19 protein-coding genes and 1 other annotated feature are annotated in these 15182 nt (G+C 40.6%); of the genes, 17 read left to right on the top strand and 2 right to left on the bottom strand.

The annotated features are described in order from the left end of the window. Positions 1-57: 57 nt before the first annotated feature. From speD to LQ226_RS08640, 13 genes are all read left to right on the top strand, one after another. The gene (speD, locus tag LQ226_RS08700) at positions 58-435 is read left to right on the top strand and encodes an adenosylmethionine decarboxylase (RefSeq protein WP_036784461.1); all 378 of its coding nucleotides are present in this window, start codon (positions 58-60) and stop codon (positions 433-435) included. A 179-nt stretch (positions 436-614) separates the two neighbouring features. Further along, entirely contained in the window at positions 615-1016 is a 402-nt protein-coding gene (locus tag LQ226_RS08695) for a cytosolic protein (protein WP_231417426.1), read from the top strand. 23 nt (positions 1017-1039) lie between these two features. Continuing rightward, positions 1040-1504 (top strand): transcriptional regulator NrdR, encoded by a 465-nt coding sequence (gene nrdR / locus LQ226_RS08690; RefSeq protein WP_036784465.1) that lies wholly within the window; start codon positions 1040-1042, stop codon positions 1502-1504. A gap of 129 nt (positions 1505-1633) precedes the next feature. After that, positions 1634-3049: a replication initiation and membrane attachment family protein gene (locus tag LQ226_RS08685; protein ID WP_231417425.1), complete on the top strand. Its 1416-nt coding sequence runs from the start codon at positions 1634-1636 to the stop codon at positions 3047-3049. Positions 3050-3084: 35 nt separating this feature from the next. Then, positions 3085-4011, top strand: coding sequence for a primosomal protein DnaI (dnaI, locus tag LQ226_RS08680; RefSeq protein ID WP_231417424.1), 927 nt, complete (start codon positions 3085-3087; stop codon positions 4009-4011). Between the two features lie 457 nt (positions 4012-4468). Then, positions 4469-5317 (top strand): sporulation protein YtxC, encoded by an 849-nt coding sequence (ytxC, locus tag LQ226_RS08675; RefSeq protein ID WP_231417423.1) that lies wholly within the window; start codon positions 4469-4471, stop codon positions 5315-5317. 408 nt (positions 5318-5725) lie between these two features. Next, positions 5726-7663: a threonine--tRNA ligase gene (gene thrS, locus LQ226_RS08670; protein ID WP_231417422.1), complete on the top strand. Its 1938-nt coding sequence runs from the start codon at positions 5726-5728 to the stop codon at positions 7661-7663. 234 nt (positions 7664-7897) lie between these two features. After that, positions 7898-8431, top strand: a complete 534-nt coding sequence (locus LQ226_RS08665) for a hypothetical protein (RefSeq protein ID WP_231417421.1) — start codon at positions 7898-7900, stop codon at positions 8429-8431. A 310-nt stretch (positions 8432-8741) separates the two neighbouring features. Continuing rightward, positions 8742-8868: a sequence feature (ribosomal protein L20 leader region), on the top strand. A 98-nt stretch (positions 8869-8966) separates the two neighbouring features. Beyond that, positions 8967-9473: a translation initiation factor IF-3 gene (infC, locus tag LQ226_RS08660; RefSeq protein ID WP_036784481.1), complete on the top strand. Its 507-nt coding sequence runs from the start codon at positions 8967-8969 to the stop codon at positions 9471-9473. A gap of 35 nt (positions 9474-9508) precedes the next feature. Further along, positions 9509-9706 (top strand): 50S ribosomal protein L35, encoded by a 198-nt coding sequence (gene rpmI / locus LQ226_RS08655; protein WP_231417420.1) that lies wholly within the window; start codon positions 9509-9511, stop codon positions 9704-9706. A 41-nt stretch (positions 9707-9747) separates the two neighbouring features. Beyond that, entirely contained in the window at positions 9748-10104 is a 357-nt protein-coding gene (gene rplT, locus LQ226_RS08650) for a 50S ribosomal protein L20 (protein WP_231417419.1), read from the top strand. A 91-nt stretch (positions 10105-10195) separates the two neighbouring features. Beyond that, the gene (locus LQ226_RS08645) at positions 10196-10462 is read left to right on the top strand and encodes a DUF1294 domain-containing protein (protein ID WP_231417418.1); all 267 of its coding nucleotides are present in this window, start codon (positions 10196-10198) and stop codon (positions 10460-10462) included. Between the two features lie 90 nt (positions 10463-10552). Beyond that, positions 10553-11125 carry a TVP38/TMEM64 family protein gene (locus LQ226_RS08640; RefSeq protein ID WP_231417417.1) on the top strand — a complete coding sequence of 191 codons (573 nt, stop codon included), beginning with the start codon at positions 10553-10555 and terminating at the stop codon, positions 11123-11125. A 46-nt stretch (positions 11126-11171) separates the two neighbouring features. Here the strand turns inward: LQ226_RS08640 and LQ226_RS08635 are convergent, their stop codons facing one another. Further along, positions 11172-11567, bottom strand: a complete 396-nt coding sequence (locus LQ226_RS08635) for a sigma-w pathway protein ysdB (protein ID WP_231417416.1) — start codon at positions 11565-11567, stop codon at positions 11172-11174. Between the two features lie 130 nt (positions 11568-11697). Here LQ226_RS08635 and LQ226_RS08630 point away from each other — a divergent pair, with 130 nt between their 5' ends. From LQ226_RS08630 to LQ226_RS08620, 3 genes are all read left to right on the top strand, one after another. After that, on the top strand, positions 11698-12189 hold the full coding sequence (locus LQ226_RS08630) for a dUTP diphosphatase (RefSeq protein WP_231417415.1): 492 nt from the start codon (positions 11698-11700) through the stop codon (positions 12187-12189). Between the two features lie 74 nt (positions 12190-12263). After that, positions 12264-13349, top strand: coding sequence for a M42 family metallopeptidase (locus tag LQ226_RS08625; protein ID WP_231417414.1), 1086 nt, complete (start codon positions 12264-12266; stop codon positions 13347-13349). A gap of 174 nt (positions 13350-13523) precedes the next feature. Beyond that, positions 13524-13784, top strand: a complete 261-nt coding sequence (locus tag LQ226_RS08620) for a hypothetical protein (protein ID WP_231417413.1) — start codon at positions 13524-13526, stop codon at positions 13782-13784. 33 nt (positions 13785-13817) lie between these two features. Here LQ226_RS08620 and sspI read toward each other — a convergent pair whose 3' ends face one another. Continuing rightward, complete coding sequence (sspI, locus tag LQ226_RS08615; RefSeq protein WP_231417412.1) at positions 13818-14036, bottom strand: small acid-soluble spore protein SspI; 219 nt, start codon at positions 14034-14036, stop codon at positions 13818-13820. A 112-nt stretch (positions 14037-14148) separates the two neighbouring features. Here sspI and LQ226_RS08610 point away from each other — a divergent pair, with 112 nt between their 5' ends. After that, positions 14149-14886, top strand: coding sequence for a TrmH family RNA methyltransferase (locus tag LQ226_RS08610; protein ID WP_231417411.1), 738 nt, complete (start codon positions 14149-14151; stop codon positions 14884-14886). Positions 14887-15182: the final 296 nt, after the last annotated feature.

The following is a 15182-nucleotide window of genomic DNA, read 5'->3' as shown; positions in this document are numbered from 1 at the left end:
AGTGCATAAGCTTGACGTTTAGAAGTAAACTTTTTTGGTTTTAAAGGGGGACTACCGATGGACACAATGGGTAGACATGTAATTGCAGAACTTTGGGATTGTAATACGGAAAAGCTGAACGATATGACGATGATAGAACAAATCTTCGTAGATGCTGCACTGAAAGCTGGAGCGGAAGTTCGTGAAGTTGCTTTCCACAAATTTGCACCACACGGCGTAAGTGGCGTCGTTATTATTTCTGAATCTCACTTAACCATTCACAGTTTTCCAGAACATGGCTATGCAAGTATTGACGTATACACGTGCGGGGATCGCATTGATCCTAATGTAGCAGCTCAATATATTGCGCAATCATTAGAAGCTAAAACACAAGAAACCGTAGAGGTCCCGAGAGGAATGGGACCAGTCGAAGTGAAGAAATTCAACGTACTCTAATATATAATTGTTCGAAAGAAAGTACTCTCCTAAAGAGTACTTTCTTTTTTTTGCAAGAATTTAAAATCGTCACCGAACTACGCATTCCGACATTTGAACCGAAAAAAGTGAAATTCTTGACAGAAGTCTGTATTTAACCTTTTCGATTTTTTGATATAATAGGTTAGAGGTGGACGTTTATGAATATAAAACAATGGTTTTCAACATATTTTACAAATCATGCAGAAACAAGTGAAGAACACTGGAATGAAATGATTCGCACACACTATTTTAAGACTACTAAAGATAAGGCATTTCCCCTTTTGGAGGATTATTATAGAAATTCGAATAAATATAAGGTAATGTCATCCTCAAAGGAGCATGGAGAGATGAGCCTTCAAACAGTAAAGGGAAAGAAAGCGTTTATTGTCGTTAGTGTCGTTATGGTTCAACCCTTGCGTACGGCTGTCGATTTTTCAGTGACGACTGAGTCTACTTTGCCTTTTGATTTTGGGTACAGCCATAAATTGATTCGAGAACAGCAGGAAGAAATGAAAAAATTACTTCCGTTTTTAGAAACGAGTATGGCTCATAAAATGTAGAGAAATGTGGAGTTGATTTTTCTGTGAAATGTCCTAATTGTAATTATAAGAGCACTAGGGTGTTAGATTCACGCCCCGTTGAAGAGGGGAAGTCGATTCGGCGCAGACGCGAATGTGAAGAATGTCATTTTCGCTTTACTACCTTTGAGCGAATCGAAGAAGTTCCTCTAATTGTGGTGAAGAAAGAAGGAACACGAGAAGAATTTAGTCGTGAGAAATTAATGAGAGGCTTAATTCGAGCTTGTGAGAAGCGCCCTGTTGCTGTTGATGAACTTGAAACGATCGCCATGGAAATTGAACGGGAATTAAGAAACCGTGGTGTTTCCGAAGTAAACAGTAAGGAAATCGGCGAGATGGTTATGGACCGACTAGCTCATATAGACGAGGTAGCTTATGTTCGTTTTGCTTCGGTATATAGACAGTTTAAAGATATTAATGTATTCCTTGATGAATTAAAAGATTTGATTAAACAAGATCCAGAAGGGTAATAAGATTTAGGGCCGCTTGGCTCTTTTCTTTTTTTAGGGGTCAAATAAAGACGTCGTTGAATGATTTACCATTCATGACGTAATAGAATAGAATGAATACACCAAGAATATGAGGAAGGAGGGAGTTTTATGGAACATACATCAATTGGGAAGCTTTTGCCTGTAGACGGATTTCGTTTAAAGGTAGCCCGTAGCATGCCCATGGATTTCACAACATCCCTGACTCATTTATATCAGCCATTGATTGGGAACGAGTCCATTAGTTTATACCAGACGTTACTGTCTGAATATGATCTTCAAGAACAGGCCGGAGACGTTCGTACTCACCATTTATTGATGAGCTATCTCAACCTCCCGTTAAATCATATTTATGAAGCGAGGAAACGATTAGAAGCCATTGGGCTTCTTCGAACTTTTGTTGATCAATCTGAGGAGCACAATCTATACACGTATATCCTTCTTCGCCCATTCACACCGAGTGAATTCTTTGCGGACGAGATGTTATCCTTGTTACTATATCATCATCTTGGTCAACAAAAGTACGAACGATTACAACGTACGTTTTCTGGCCAATCTTCTTCGTATGAAAAAGGGGAAGAGGTGACGTCGTCTTTTGAATATGTATTTTCAATGGGGGCGGTTGCTACTGAAGTACCCCCTTCCCAGTTTGAAGAACAAGATCAGGACCTGGTGGAGAGCCAGGGTGCTAATATCAAGGAAAGTCAAATTGATTTTTCCTACGTAAAGCAATCTCTTGATCAACGGATGCTCCCGGTTCAAAGTATTCTTACTAATCGGAATCAAAAAGTGATTTCTCAGCTATCTTTGTTGTATAATCTAACTACTAATGACGTTGAGAAAGCCATACTATGGGCTCTGAATGATGAAAACCAATTGGACTTATCTGAGTTAAAAGAAGCTTGTCATGATCTTTACCAAAGTAAGGGTGGTCAAAGTGAGGATCTGCAAGTGACTCACAAGCGTGATTCGTTAGCGGTTACGGATCATAATCAAGAGCCACAGAAAGAGCAGCAAGCAGACAATAAAGAGGAAGCGTTAATACAACGTCTTGAACATATTTCCCCGCGAGAATTATTGCAAGATCTGTCCGGTGGCGCGGAGCCTCCTGAGAAGGATTTAAGAATGATCCGTGATATTATGACTCAACAGGGATTAACACCTGGGGTCATGAATGTGTTAATTTATTATGTATTACTTAAAACAGATATGAAATTATCAAAAAACTATATGGAAACCATCGCAGGGCATTGGACCAGACTTCAGGTGAAAACCGTGCGCCATGCGATGCGTGTTGCAAAAACGGAGAATAAAAAGTATCAACAATGGGCAAACAACCGTAAAAGCGGAGGGAAGCGTTCCTATAACAAGAACCAAAAGCAAGACGTCCTTCCTGATTGGTTTAAAGATCAAAAAGGTCAGTCAAGTGACAACCAAGACCCTAAACGTCAAAGCGGGAAATCTGCCTCTGAAATTGAGCGTGAAAAACAAGAGCTGGCAGAAGCTTTGAAAAACATGGATGATTAATGGTTTACGAATAATTTGATTTAAGGATGAGTGAAATGGAACCGATCCAAACAGCTTTGAAAAAATGGATGAGGGAAAGTAAGAACTTTCAAGAGCATTACCAAAGTATGCGCGAGGCAATCTTGAAAGATCCTGATATTCAGCAAATTTTGCAGGAACATCCGAACCTCTCTCATCAAGACGTAGAACGACATTTAATGAAACTATATGAGTATCAATCCCAATCCAAGCGCTGTGAAGGATGTCCTTCTCTGGAGAATTGTCAAAATTTAGTCTCAGGTTATTCTCCGAATCTCCATGTTCAGGGGAAAGAGATTCGTTTAACCTATGAGATGTGTCCTCGTAAACGACAATCTCAGCAGCAAGAGGAGAAACGTTCTTTCATCAATAGTCTCTACATGCCTAAAGACATCGTGGAAGCTAAGTTTAAAGACCTGGATCCCGATGATCGGTATGAAGCCATTCGTCAAGCTATGAACTATACAGAGAATGCAGAGACAGAAAAAGGGCAAAAAGGACTTTACTTCCACGGTCCATTTGGTGTTGGAAAGACGCACCTTCTAGGTGCCATTGCGAATAAGTTGGCTAATAAACGAATTGCCTCTTATCTTATTTATATGCCTGAACTTGTTCGTGAGATGAAATCCTCATTAGGGGATAATACGTTAAAAGAGAAGGTAGAAAAGTTTAAAACAATTCCGGTTCTTATGTTAGATGATATTGGGGCCGAATCCATGTCTTCATGGTTCCGTGACGAGATTTTAGGTTCAATCCTACAGTATCGGATGATGGAACGTTTACCTGTGTTCTTTACATCCAATTACAACTTAGAAGAACTCGAAAAGCACCTGATGACGAACAACCGTGGAGATGTTGAGCAACTAAAAGCAGGCCGCATCATTGAACGTATTAAGCAAGTGAGTAACCCGGTAGAAGTGATTGGACAAAATAGACGTAACTAAAAAAGCAGCTCAAGCAGAAGGCCCCGGCCTCTCTCCTTGAGCTGCTTTTTAATGTTCCGCGGTAGTGATAAATACTTTAAGCTGAGACATTCAAGTATGAAAGTGGCCGTTACGTTTATATGTGCTCGGGCTTTCCCGGGGACAACTCGCTTTCCTGCGGGGAGCTGGGAAGCCTCCTCGCTCGCTTCGCTCTCTGTGGGGTCTCCCCTAGGCTCCTTACCCCGCGGGAGTCTCGCAGTCCCCGGGAAAGCCCTGATTTAATTTGAATAACGGCCTCTAGCCTAAGAAGAGGGAGGAGATTACTTACCACCGTCGGTAAGTTCGCGTCATTTTTGTGTTCCAATAGTGTCGTAAAGAATCCACGGAGAGTTTTTTTTATACAGAATAATCATTTTTCTTGTTTCCTTCCCATATACTGTAACAGTTTCGTGTACCACTGTAGGAGGGAGGGAAGACGTTGGCCGAGATCTATTTTTCTTACAAAGAAGAAGCCTTATCATTCTGTGATTTTCTATTCGCGCAGAATGAAGAAATGAGCGTGCAATGGCATTATCATAAAAAATGGGGTCATGTTGTTCTTGTTGATGAAAATGAGGGGAAAGAAGCTCGTATTGTTCAAGGGCTAATCCACGTCTATGTCATACATAGAGAACGATCATGGCTGACAGACATCATACGGAATTGCTACTACTTCACTGACGATGATGAAGTAGCTCACATATATGAATTGTGTTGTTCTTTTATGGACGAGCCAGATGCATGGGGGGAAGATCATCCTTCTTCTCATCGTCATAGACAAGCGTTGGATCGACTAACTAAGGCATTTGAAGAGGCATTGGGGCAAGGGAAGGGTTTTGCGTTTGATTCAATCATAAAGTTTCGACTACAACGTTTTTACGATGAATTAATTGAGGTTGTGGGGGAAGCGATTGATGAGTATAAAAGGGAACAGGATTACCAGTCCTATATCCAACATTTAAGAGAGTATTTACAGGTGACACCTTCAAAAGTAGAGGCGTTAACAATCGTTCAAAGTCAACCGTTTATATTTTACTCCCAGAAAGGTCATAGGTACGCTTTGGAAGAAATTGAGCGACTAACAGCCGATCACCCTTTATATTTATTTGGGCTTGGTAAAGACGAGCTTGATCTTACGCCGATTATGGCACTTGCGCCAGACAAACTTTCCATTTATGGGAATGACCCAAGTGATGCGAAGACACTGACCGTGATGAACATCTTTCAAGAAAGAGCTGAATTTCTCCCGCTGACAAAATTTCCATTTAAAAGATTATCTCCGTTTTAAAAATGGGCTTGCTTTTCGGATTTATTCCCATTATACTAACTTCTATAAAGTTTAAATTTCATTTATGATCAGTGATGATGAGGATAAGAACGAGATGACACGGCTTATACAGAGAGGGAAGTCTAAGGCTGGAAGCTTCCTAAGTACGACACTTGTTTACCACCTCGGAACTCTGTTTGCGAACCCCTTAGTAGTAAGCAGCGATTCGTCCTCGTTACGGATGTGTGAATCAAGCCACAGTGTAGACTGTGGGAATTTGGGTGGAACCACGGGTATAACGCTCGTCCCTTTGCGATTGTGCAAGGGACGGGCGTTTTTTATGTTCGCTTTGTTACCCATTCCATGTTCTTCGAGATGAGAGAGGTAGCAGAGTTAATGTATAAATAATATAAAAGGAGTGACATAAACATGTCGGAAGCTATTCAATTAACATTTCCAGATGGTGCGGTTAAGGAGTTCCCTCAAGGAACGACGACAGAGGATGTAGCTGCTTCCATTAGCTCAGGCTTAAAGAAACAAGCATTGGCAGGGAAGCACAATGGTCAATTGATTGATCTTCGCCGTGCAATTCCTGGTGATGGTTCTATAGAGATTGTAACGATTCGTGATGAGGAAGGTATTGAGGTTCTTCGTCACTCCACAGCTCACCTAATGGCTCAAGCTGTGAAACGCATTTACGGAAATGTCAATCTGGGAGTAGGTCCGGTTATTGAAAATGGGTTCTACTACGATATGGACCTGGATACTTCTATTACACCAGAGGATCTTAAGAAGATTGAAAAGGAAATGCAAAAAATCACAAGTGAAAACTTAGAAGTGGAGCGCCTTGAAGTTTCACGTGAAGAAGCGAAGGAAATGTATCGGGAAATCGGCGATGAGTTAAAACTCGAACTGATTGATGCGATTCCAGAAGGCGATTCTGTTACGATTTATAAGCAAGGTGAATTCTTTGACCTATGCCGTGGACCTCACGTACCTTCTACGAACAAGATTAAAGTCTTTAAATTGTTAAGTGTATCTGGTGCTTACTGGCGTGGAGATAGCGATAACAAGATGCTTCAACGTATTTATGGTACTGCGTTTGAGAAGAAAGACCATCTTGAAGAATACTTGAAAATGCGTGAAGAGGCAAAAGAGCGTGATCATCGTAAACTTGGTAAAGAATTAGACATCTTTACAGTTTCTCAAAAAGTTGGGCAGGGTCTTCCGCTATGGCTTCCTAAGGGTGCGACTATCAGACGTACAATTGAACGCTATATTGTTGATCTAGAAGAACGTCTCGGTTATGACCACGTTTATACGCCTGTATTAGGATCAGTGGATCTTTACAAAACAAGTGGCCACTGGGATCACTATCAAGACGATATGTTCCCAACGATGGAGATGGATAACGAAGATCTTGTTCTTCGTCCCATGAACTGTCCGCACCACATGATGGTTTATAAAAATCAGCTTCACAGCTACCGAAATCTTCCGGTTCGTATTGCTGAGTTAGGAACCATGCACCGTTATGAAATGTCTGGTGCTCTTGCGGGACTTCAACGTGTTCGTGCCATGACGTTAAATGATGCGCATATCTTTGCTCGTCCGGATCAGCTGAAAGAAGAATTTATCCGTGTAGTTCGCATGATTCAAGAGGTATATAAAGACTTTGGTTTAGAGAATTACTACTTCCGTCTCTCTTATCGTGATAAAGAAGACAAAGAGAAGTATGTGGATAATGATGAGATGTGGGATAAAGCACAGGCTCTTCTTAAGGAAACAATGGAAGACCTTGAAGTGGATTATGTAGAGGCAGAAGGAGAAGCTGCATTCTACGGTCCGAAACTAGACGTTCAGGTGAAAACGGCGTTAGGAAAAGACGAAACGTTATCAACGGTGCAGCTTGACTTCCACTTACCAGAGCGTTTTGATCTAACGTACATTGGAGAAGATGGCGCTCACCATCGTCCTGTGGTGATCCACCGTGGTGTTGTATCTACAATGGAACGCTTTGTAGCCTTCTTAATTGAAGAATACAAAGGAGCCTTCCCAACATGGTTAGCTCCTGTTCAAGCGAAAATTATTCCGGTATCCGCGGATGTTCATTTAGACTATGCGAAAAAAGTAGAGGATGAACTGAAGTACGCTGGAGTTCGTGTTGAAGTAGATGAGCGTGACGAGAAAATCGGTTATAAGATCCGTGAAGCTCAAATGCAAAAGGTACCATACCAGCTTGTGGTTGGAGATAACGAAATGGAAGTAGATGGTGTAAACATTCGCCGTTACGGAGAGAAAGAATCTGAAACAAAATCTCTCCAAGAATTCGTTTCTCAAATCAAACAAGAAATTAGCGGTAAACAATAAAGGTAAACTTACCCCAAAGCTTGTCAAAGCTTTGGGGTTTTTGTGATCTTTTGGCCTAAATAAAAAACCAGGTCATATTTATGGTATGATATGGTGGAAAAAAGAGGGGCGCTCATCCTTCTTTATTCTTAAGGCAAGCCAGTGATAGGTTATTGTTCCTTCCCCTCAGTATAGTTAAGCTCTACTCTTGTTCTGGTTTCTAAAATAGAAAGAACGCTAAAGGAGAGGACTTCTATGTCTCAGAATCGAAAGGTTATGATCGCTGCAGTCGCTTTGCTTTCGACCATTACGATGTGTGTCGCATTGACGGTGATATTTAATCATTTTATTCATGCCAGAGGGATAGAGGAAGAGGCAGATAGAAGCGCCGGTGAAGAGGTTATTTTAGTGAATGAACCTCATTTAATAGAAATAGGGGAGGGTGTTGGAGAAATACACAAAGAGTTTAACACTCTTCTTGGCTGGAAACGGTACAAACATTTGAATGCAAAAGATGCTAAGGTACTCAAGACACAAGCTGAACCACTAAAAGACTTACTTAACAAAGCAGAAGACCAATCCCTGAAGGCAGATTTAGAGAATGCACTCCACCATTTAGGTAACGCAAATAGTAAAGAAGATATTCAAGAGTTCCTTACCACTCATCGTATTATGCACGATCTGGACCATTACATTAACGGCGCATCAAACGACGGTAAAGTATGGGGGTATACCCACATTGGTTTTGGCGAACACGCCCCGACACTTGCTTTTAAAAACCGCGATTAAATTGACCCTATGACTTCAATTCGCTCTATATAGTTACGTTTTATCTTCCTCAAAGCTCGCTGTATAGCATGTTTCCGTTACTCTACATAGGGCAAGGTGATTTCCGGAACCACCTTACGTTAAACTAAAGCTAACGGAAACATTCTCTGAGCTTCGGGCCCTCAAATTAAAAATAGTGGTTGCAAATATAAGCTATATCATATATCCTTAAAAAGTCATGCACAGAAGATGTGCATAAAAAAAGATTGGTTTACGTTTGACATTGTTTTTTAAACGTGCTATTCTCAATAAGGTAAACTTAAATATTGTCTGAGACAAGTAGAAGCACCCGCTTCTCACCTGTATTGACGCTCTATGTGAGTAGTTGTCAGGTATGATTTTCTAAACGTAATTGGGAAACGTGTGGGTGCAGTGTGTACCGACACTTTTTTTGATTGTCTGAAATAACAACCATGATTGAGATAGACTTGTCTATAAACAGACGTATATAAACCTTTTTAATAAACCTTGGAGGTGGCTGGTTATTAGCAAAGATATGATCGTCAATGAAAAGATTCGTGCTCGCGAAGTTCGTCTCATTGATTCAAACGGAGACCAATTAGGCGTTAAATCCAAAAACGAGGCTTTAGACATTGCAGCTAATGCAAATCTTGATCTTGTGATGGTTGCTCCAAATGCGAAACCGCCAGTATGTCGTATCATGGACTATGGTAAATATCGCTTTGAGCAACAGAAGAAAGATAAAGAAGCGCGTAAGAAGCAAAAAGTCATCAACGTGAAGGAAGTTCGCCTGAGCCCTGGTATCGAAGAACATGACTTCAATACGAAGCTACGCAATGCGCGTAAGTTCTTATCTAAGGGTGATAAAGTGAAAGCAGCTGTTCGTTTCCGCGGACGTGCAATCACTCACAAAGAATTAGGCCAAAAAGTTCTTGATCGCTTGGCTGAAGAATGTAAAGATCTATCCACGGTTGAAACGAAACCGAAAATGGAAGGTCGTAACATGTTTATGATGCTTGCTCCAGTAAACGAGAAGCAGTAAACATACTCACATATTTCTAAAGGGAGGAATTACTCATGCCAAAAATGAAGACTCACAAAGGTTCTCAGAAACGCTTTCGTCGTACAGGTAGTGGAAAAGTTAAACGTTCTCACGCGTTCACAAGCCACTTGTTCGCTAACAAATCTCAAAAGCAAAAGCGTAAATTACGTAAAGACGCACTAGTATCTAGTGGCGACTTAAAGCGTATCGATGCTATGCTTCCTAAGAAATAATTAAATTTTACTATTAACTTGAAATACAGGAGGGAACTATTATGGCACGTGTTAAAGGTGGAACAGTCACTCGCCAACGTCGTAAGCGCGTCTTAAAGCTTGCTAAAGGTTATTATGGTTCAAAACATGCTTTATTCAAAACAGCAAAACAACAGGTAATGAAATCAGGTCAGTATGCATACCGTGACCGTCGTCAGAAAAAACGTGATTTCCGTAAATTATGGATCGCACGTATTAACGCTGCGGCACGTATGAACGACATTTCTTACAGCCGTCTAATGCACGGACTTAAATTAGCTGGTGTTGAAGTTAACCGCAAAATGCTAGCTGATCTTGCTGTAACTGACGAAAAAGGGTTCGCTGCATTAGCTAACCAAGCTAAAGCTGCTCTTAAATAAGCAGAGACAGATAAAAGCCATTTTCCTACCGCTTAGGAAAATGGCTTTTTTATGTCTGAAGATTGAGAAGAAAAGGAAAAGAGGGATCAATATGTGGTCAATGCTGTTGTGGTATGTGATTGCTGTAAACGTTATTGCTCTCATTCAAATGCAACAAGATAAATCGAGGGCGATTAAAGAAGAATGGAGAATCTCTGAAAAACAATTATGGGTTGTAACGCTAATAGGAGGCTCTCTTGGAACATTTTTAGGGATGAAATGGTTTCGGCATAAGACCAAACATCGCGCTTTTGTAATAGGAGTTCCTGCTGCATTGATTGTGCACGTTCTTTTGGCTTTATATGTATGGCTTAGATAGCTCTTTGAGAGCGAAAGTGTTCTTGTCATAACAGCTCATCTTCTGTCATAAGTATGTACTATACCGCTTTAGCGGAAGGGTGTGTTCATCATGAATCAGTTTGGGGCAACCGTTATGATGGTCTTAGAGACAAGTGGCTTTTTTGCACCTCTACTCTTCATCAGTTTTCACCTTTTGCGTCCGCTTCTGTTTTTGCCTGTTGCTTTCATTTGTATATCCGGCGGTATTTTGTTTGGGGCGGTGACAGGTTCGATTTACAGTGTGATTGGTGTGACCTTATCTAGTTTATTATTTTATAAAGTGAGTCAGTGGATGCCTAAGACGTTACAAAAACTGGTGAAGCTAAAACACAAGTTTTTTGGGAAGCACTCTAGCTTTTCCACCTCTCAAATTGCATTACTACGTCTGGTCCCGTTTATTCATTTTCATTTAATTTCACTATGTATTATTGAAATGTCTCAAGGGTTTAAAGATTATATGAAGACCTCCTTCTACTCAAACATCCCGCTAGCAGTAGTTTATACTTCTGTAGGGCAGTGGATCTCAAAGATGTCCCCTTTCATCATGGCCGGTTTTTTGGTGATGTTACTAACCTTAATTTATCTTTTAAGAAGGAAAGAGATCGTAATCAAGTGGGATGACTTTTTTCAAACAGGAACATAAGAAATGCCCCCTCATTAAGAGAGTGGGCATTTTTTGTTGCGCGGGTTTAGTCACCTGAATGACTCAGAACTAATTTATTTATAGGGTTTTTCCATTCGACTCTGGCATGGGGGTAGTGAATGTAAATTTCTTTCTCAACGAAATAAAGATCATTACGCTCAAAGCCTTTTAACTTATCAGGTTGCCTTGTCCATACGGATATAGACACCACATCAAAGGAATTCTCCGTAGTACCTAAGTATTTTTCTCCCTCAAATAAAACGCCCTTATACGTGAGTAAAAAATTCTTCTTAACGTTCTCTGCATCATCTAAGAAATAAAACTGCTTTTTCTCCTGAGCAAGCTCAAGCTTTCGCTTTGGATTGATAACGTATTTATAAGCTGTATAGATCAGGAGGATGGCAGCAACCAAAATTAACAACCTAAATAAATAAATGATCATATTGATCGACTCCCTTACCGAATCTATCTACCTCTCCTTACGATTGAAATTACAAAACGTTTCAACTTTTTCATAAAATCCTAAACCCGTGCTATAATCGTACCAAAACAGCTAAAAGGAGATACAGCACATGAACTGGGAAACACTTTTTAAAATGCAGCAAGAATTAGACCAACGTATTGAAGTGGAGCATGGATTGGAGAATGAGGATCTGTTTCGGAGAAAAGTTATGGCCTTGCTCGTTGAGTTAGGGGAGCTTGCGAATGAAACAAGATGCTTTAAGTTTTGGAGCACTAAACCTCCTAAAGAAGATGAGGTAATATTGGAGGAATACGTGGATGGACTTCATTTTATTCTTTCACTGGGACTTGAGAAAGACTACCGTTATTCACCGCAAGAAGACGGTCATAACTCAGTAGATGTAGATCTAACTGAACAATTTCATAAAGTGTATGGAGAGGTGCACCTCTTTCAAGAATCGCCGAATGATCTTCACTACCAGCAACTTTTTAAGACGTTTTTGAATTTAGGAGTAAAGCTTGGATTTTCTGAGCAATCTATCCAGGACGCCTATTATCACAAGAATGAAGTCAATCATGAACGGCAGGAAAATGGGTATTAGGTTCTTTGAATTTTGTGAATTTTTCTTTAAAGCGTTATAATGAAGAGAATGAGTACATAGAAGGAGGAATTAAAATGGCTAAATGGGATGATACTCTCACGATGCTTAAAGACTTAACAGATGCGAAAGGGGTCCCAGGTAACGAGAAAGAACCACGGGACGTTATGAAGAAATACATAACTCCATTTGCAGATGAAGTGTATACAGATAATTTAGGGAGTCTGATTGCTAAAAAAGTAGGTAAAGAAAACGGGCCTAAGATTATGGTTGCTGGACACTTAGATGAAGTTGGATTTATGGTTACTCGTATTGATGACAACGGGTTCATCTACTTCCAAACAGTCGGTGGCTGGTGGAGTCAGGTAATGCTGGCACAACGTGTGACCATTATGACTAAAAACGGTGACCTGACAGGAGTGATCGGTTCTAAACCACCACATATCCTTCCTGCTGATCAGCGTAAGAAAGCAATCGATATTAAAGAAATGTTCATTGATATTGGAGCATCTTCTAAAGAAGAAGCACAAGAATTTGGTGTTCGACCTGGTGATTCAGTAGTGCCGTATTTTGAATTTACTCAGATGCCAAATGAAAAAATGCTACTTGCAAAAGCTTGGGATAACCGCATTGGATGTGCCATTGCGATTGAAGTATTACGACAATTAAAAGGTCAGGAACATCCGAACGTCGTGTATGGTGTTGGAACCGTACAAGAAGAGGTAGGTCTTCGTGGAGCTAAGACTTCCACAAATGCCATTAAACCTGATATCGGCTTTGCAGTAGATGTTGGGATCGCTGGTGATACACCTGGGGTTTCTGATAAAGAAGCAGCCAGTAAAATGGGAGAAGGGCCTCAAATTATTCTTTATGATGCATCCATGATCTCCCATAAAGGGCTTCGTGACCATGTGATTGATACAGCAGATAAGAACGAAATCCCTTATCAATATGATGTGATTGCCGGTGGAGGAACAGATGCTGGTTCAATTCATCTTACAGCAGACGGCGTACCTGCTCTTTCTATTACCGTCGCTACACGTTATATCCATTCCCACGCAGCAATGCTACACCGTGATGACTTTGAAAATGCGGTGAAATTAATTGTAGAAGTGATTAAAGGTATGGACGAAGAAACGGTCAAGCAAATTACATTTAACTAAAGATGAGTTCAAAACGTCCAGGGGCGATCTCCTGGACGTTTTTTTAATGGAAGCGGGTTTTGAGGGTTTGATTCCTCTCTTCTCCTGCTTATTACTGCGTAAATAAATTTAGTGGATATGTTCAGAATAGGTGTGGGAAGCTAGGTTTAATAGAAGTGAAAGGTGGGGTCACTAATGAGTGTGTTTAATGGAAATATTTTTGAAGGTGAGTTTGCTCATGACTTGGATTCTTTTTATGTGAAGTCAGTAAAAAGTGTCGAGACGGGTTCCTCCTTATCCGAGGAACAGGTTGAGGAATTATTAAAGTATTTAGAGGAACACAAAGGACAAACGACAGCCATTACGATCAATGATCAACTGCCTATGATGCTAGAAGCGGATGAAGTGCAGTGTCTGATTGGAGAGCTCCGTTTTATAAAGAGTCACTTAGACTAAAAAGAGGCTGTCTCGTCGAGCAGCCTCTCTTTACTATTGCTTCATGTTTTGGACGTGGTTTTCAAGTGTTTCAAGAACTTCCTTCTTATCTTGCTCATTTGCATTTTCCCAGTATAGTTCGAAAAGAACACCAAGACCTGGGAGCATTTTTTCTTCACCGCTTTGAATGGCATCTTGAATCGTTGCTTCAAGTTGTTCTTGGTTGTTCCCAGAAATATTATCTAAAATAGCGTTTCTTAGGTTAAGGTTCAATTCTTCCACCTCTTTTCTTAAGGATACGATCTAATTATAGTTTGACCCCGGTGAATAGAAATATGTATGATAAGATAGGAAATCAAGTGCGAAACAAAGGATGAACATACTTATGATTGAATCTACTCAAAACCCATCCGTTAAGCGGTGGAAGAAGTTACAACGAAAAAGAACCCGCGACCAGGAACAAGCCTTTTTGGTGGAAGGTTTTCATCTTGTGGAAGAAGCGTTAAAAAGTCAGTGGAAGGTTCTTGAACTAATTGTTAGGGAGGATGTAGAGCTTCAAAGCGAATGGAGCAACTATCCATATTCCTATGTGTCTTCCCAGGTATTTAATGAAATAACAGAAACGGAGCAGCCCCAGGGGATCGCCGCGGTTGTAAGAATGGATGCACCGGAATGGCAACCATTTGAACGTATATTGATATTAGATGCTGTACAAGACCCGGGCAACTTAGGGACATTAATACGTACAGCAGATGCAGCTGGCTTTGATGCGATTATTTGCGGAAAAGGAACGGTCGATCCATTTAATGATAAAGTGCTACGCGCTACTCAAGGATCTGTCTTTCACATTCCTTTCTTTAAAGGAGAGTTATTAGAATGGGTGCCCGAACTTCAGAATCAAGGGGTTTCTGTCTGGGCTACGTCATTGAAAGAAGCGAAAGATTATACGGCTTGTACCCCATCTGCCCCTGTAGCCTTGATTGTAGGAAATGAGGGTGCAGGAGTTAATGAAACCTACGTCGATCAGGCTGATGAAAGAGTCATGATTCCCATTTATGGGAGAGCTGAATCGTTAAATGTAGGCATTGCAGCCGGAATTTTAATGTATTATTTAAGGAACTAAGGTTGCAAAGAGCGTATAGCTTTTCTATAATAGCTATTAGTTGAATAAAGTAAAGCGTTGAAAGAGCCAGTAAATGGTTGCCACCTATCCGATCTTCAGGGAGGGGATGTCTTAGACTGAGAGCATTTCCAGATCGACCAATCATTGAAGTTTCACTCTTGAGCTGACACTGGGACCTCTAGCTATGAGTAAAAGTGTTTCCGGATGAAGAATCCGTTATCAATGATGAAGTGGACATTTCCTCAGGCAGGATGTGTCAACAAGGGTGGTACCGCGAAACCATATCGAACAAGTCT

Origin of the sequence: Pontibacillus sp. HN14, assembly GCF_021129245.1 — a bacterium.
Classification (GTDB): domain Bacteria; phylum Bacillota; class Bacilli; order Bacillales; family BH030062; genus Pontibacillus.
This window is presented reverse-complemented; position numbering and strand designations above follow the sequence as displayed.

Excerpts from the sequence above, each read along its gene's own strand:
- speD (WP_036784461.1), top strand. The coding sequence starts at position 58 with ATGGACACAATGGGTAGACATGTAATTGCAGAACTTTGGGATTGTAAT.
- LQ226_RS08695 (WP_231417426.1), top strand. The coding sequence starts at position 615 with ATGAATATAAAACAATGGTTTTCAACATATTTTACAAATCATGCAGAA.
- LQ226_RS08685 (WP_231417425.1), top strand. The coding sequence starts at position 1,634 with ATGGAACATACATCAATTGGGAAGCTTTTGCCTGTAGACGGATTTCGT.
- dnaI (WP_231417424.1), top strand. The coding sequence starts at position 3,085 with ATGGAACCGATCCAAACAGCTTTGAAAAAATGGATGAGGGAAAGTAAG.
- thrS (WP_231417422.1), top strand. The coding sequence starts at position 5,726 with ATGTCGGAAGCTATTCAATTAACATTTCCAGATGGTGCGGTTAAGGAG.
- LQ226_RS08665 (WP_231417421.1), top strand. The coding sequence starts at position 7,898 with ATGTCTCAGAATCGAAAGGTTATGATCGCTGCAGTCGCTTTGCTTTCG.
- infC (WP_036784481.1), top strand. The coding sequence starts at position 8,967 with ATGATCGTCAATGAAAAGATTCGTGCTCGCGAAGTTCGTCTCATTGAT.
- rpmI (WP_231417420.1), top strand. The coding sequence starts at position 9,509 with ATGCCAAAAATGAAGACTCACAAAGGTTCTCAGAAACGCTTTCGTCGT.
- rplT (WP_231417419.1), top strand. The coding sequence starts at position 9,748 with ATGGCACGTGTTAAAGGTGGAACAGTCACTCGCCAACGTCGTAAGCGC.
- LQ226_RS08645 (WP_231417418.1), top strand. The coding sequence starts at position 10,196 with ATGTGGTCAATGCTGTTGTGGTATGTGATTGCTGTAAACGTTATTGCT.
- LQ226_RS08640 (WP_231417417.1), top strand. The coding sequence starts at position 10,553 with ATGAATCAGTTTGGGGCAACCGTTATGATGGTCTTAGAGACAAGTGGC.
- LQ226_RS08635 (WP_231417416.1), bottom strand. The coding sequence starts at position 11,567 with ATGATCATTTATTTATTTAGGTTGTTAATTTTGGTTGCTGCCATCCTC.
- LQ226_RS08630 (WP_231417415.1), top strand. The coding sequence starts at position 11,698 with ATGAACTGGGAAACACTTTTTAAAATGCAGCAAGAATTAGACCAACGT.
- LQ226_RS08625 (WP_231417414.1), top strand. The coding sequence starts at position 12,264 with ATGGCTAAATGGGATGATACTCTCACGATGCTTAAAGACTTAACAGAT.
- LQ226_RS08620 (WP_231417413.1), top strand. The coding sequence starts at position 13,524 with ATGAGTGTGTTTAATGGAAATATTTTTGAAGGTGAGTTTGCTCATGAC.
- LQ226_RS08610 (WP_231417411.1), top strand. The coding sequence starts at position 14,149 with ATGATTGAATCTACTCAAAACCCATCCGTTAAGCGGTGGAAGAAGTTA.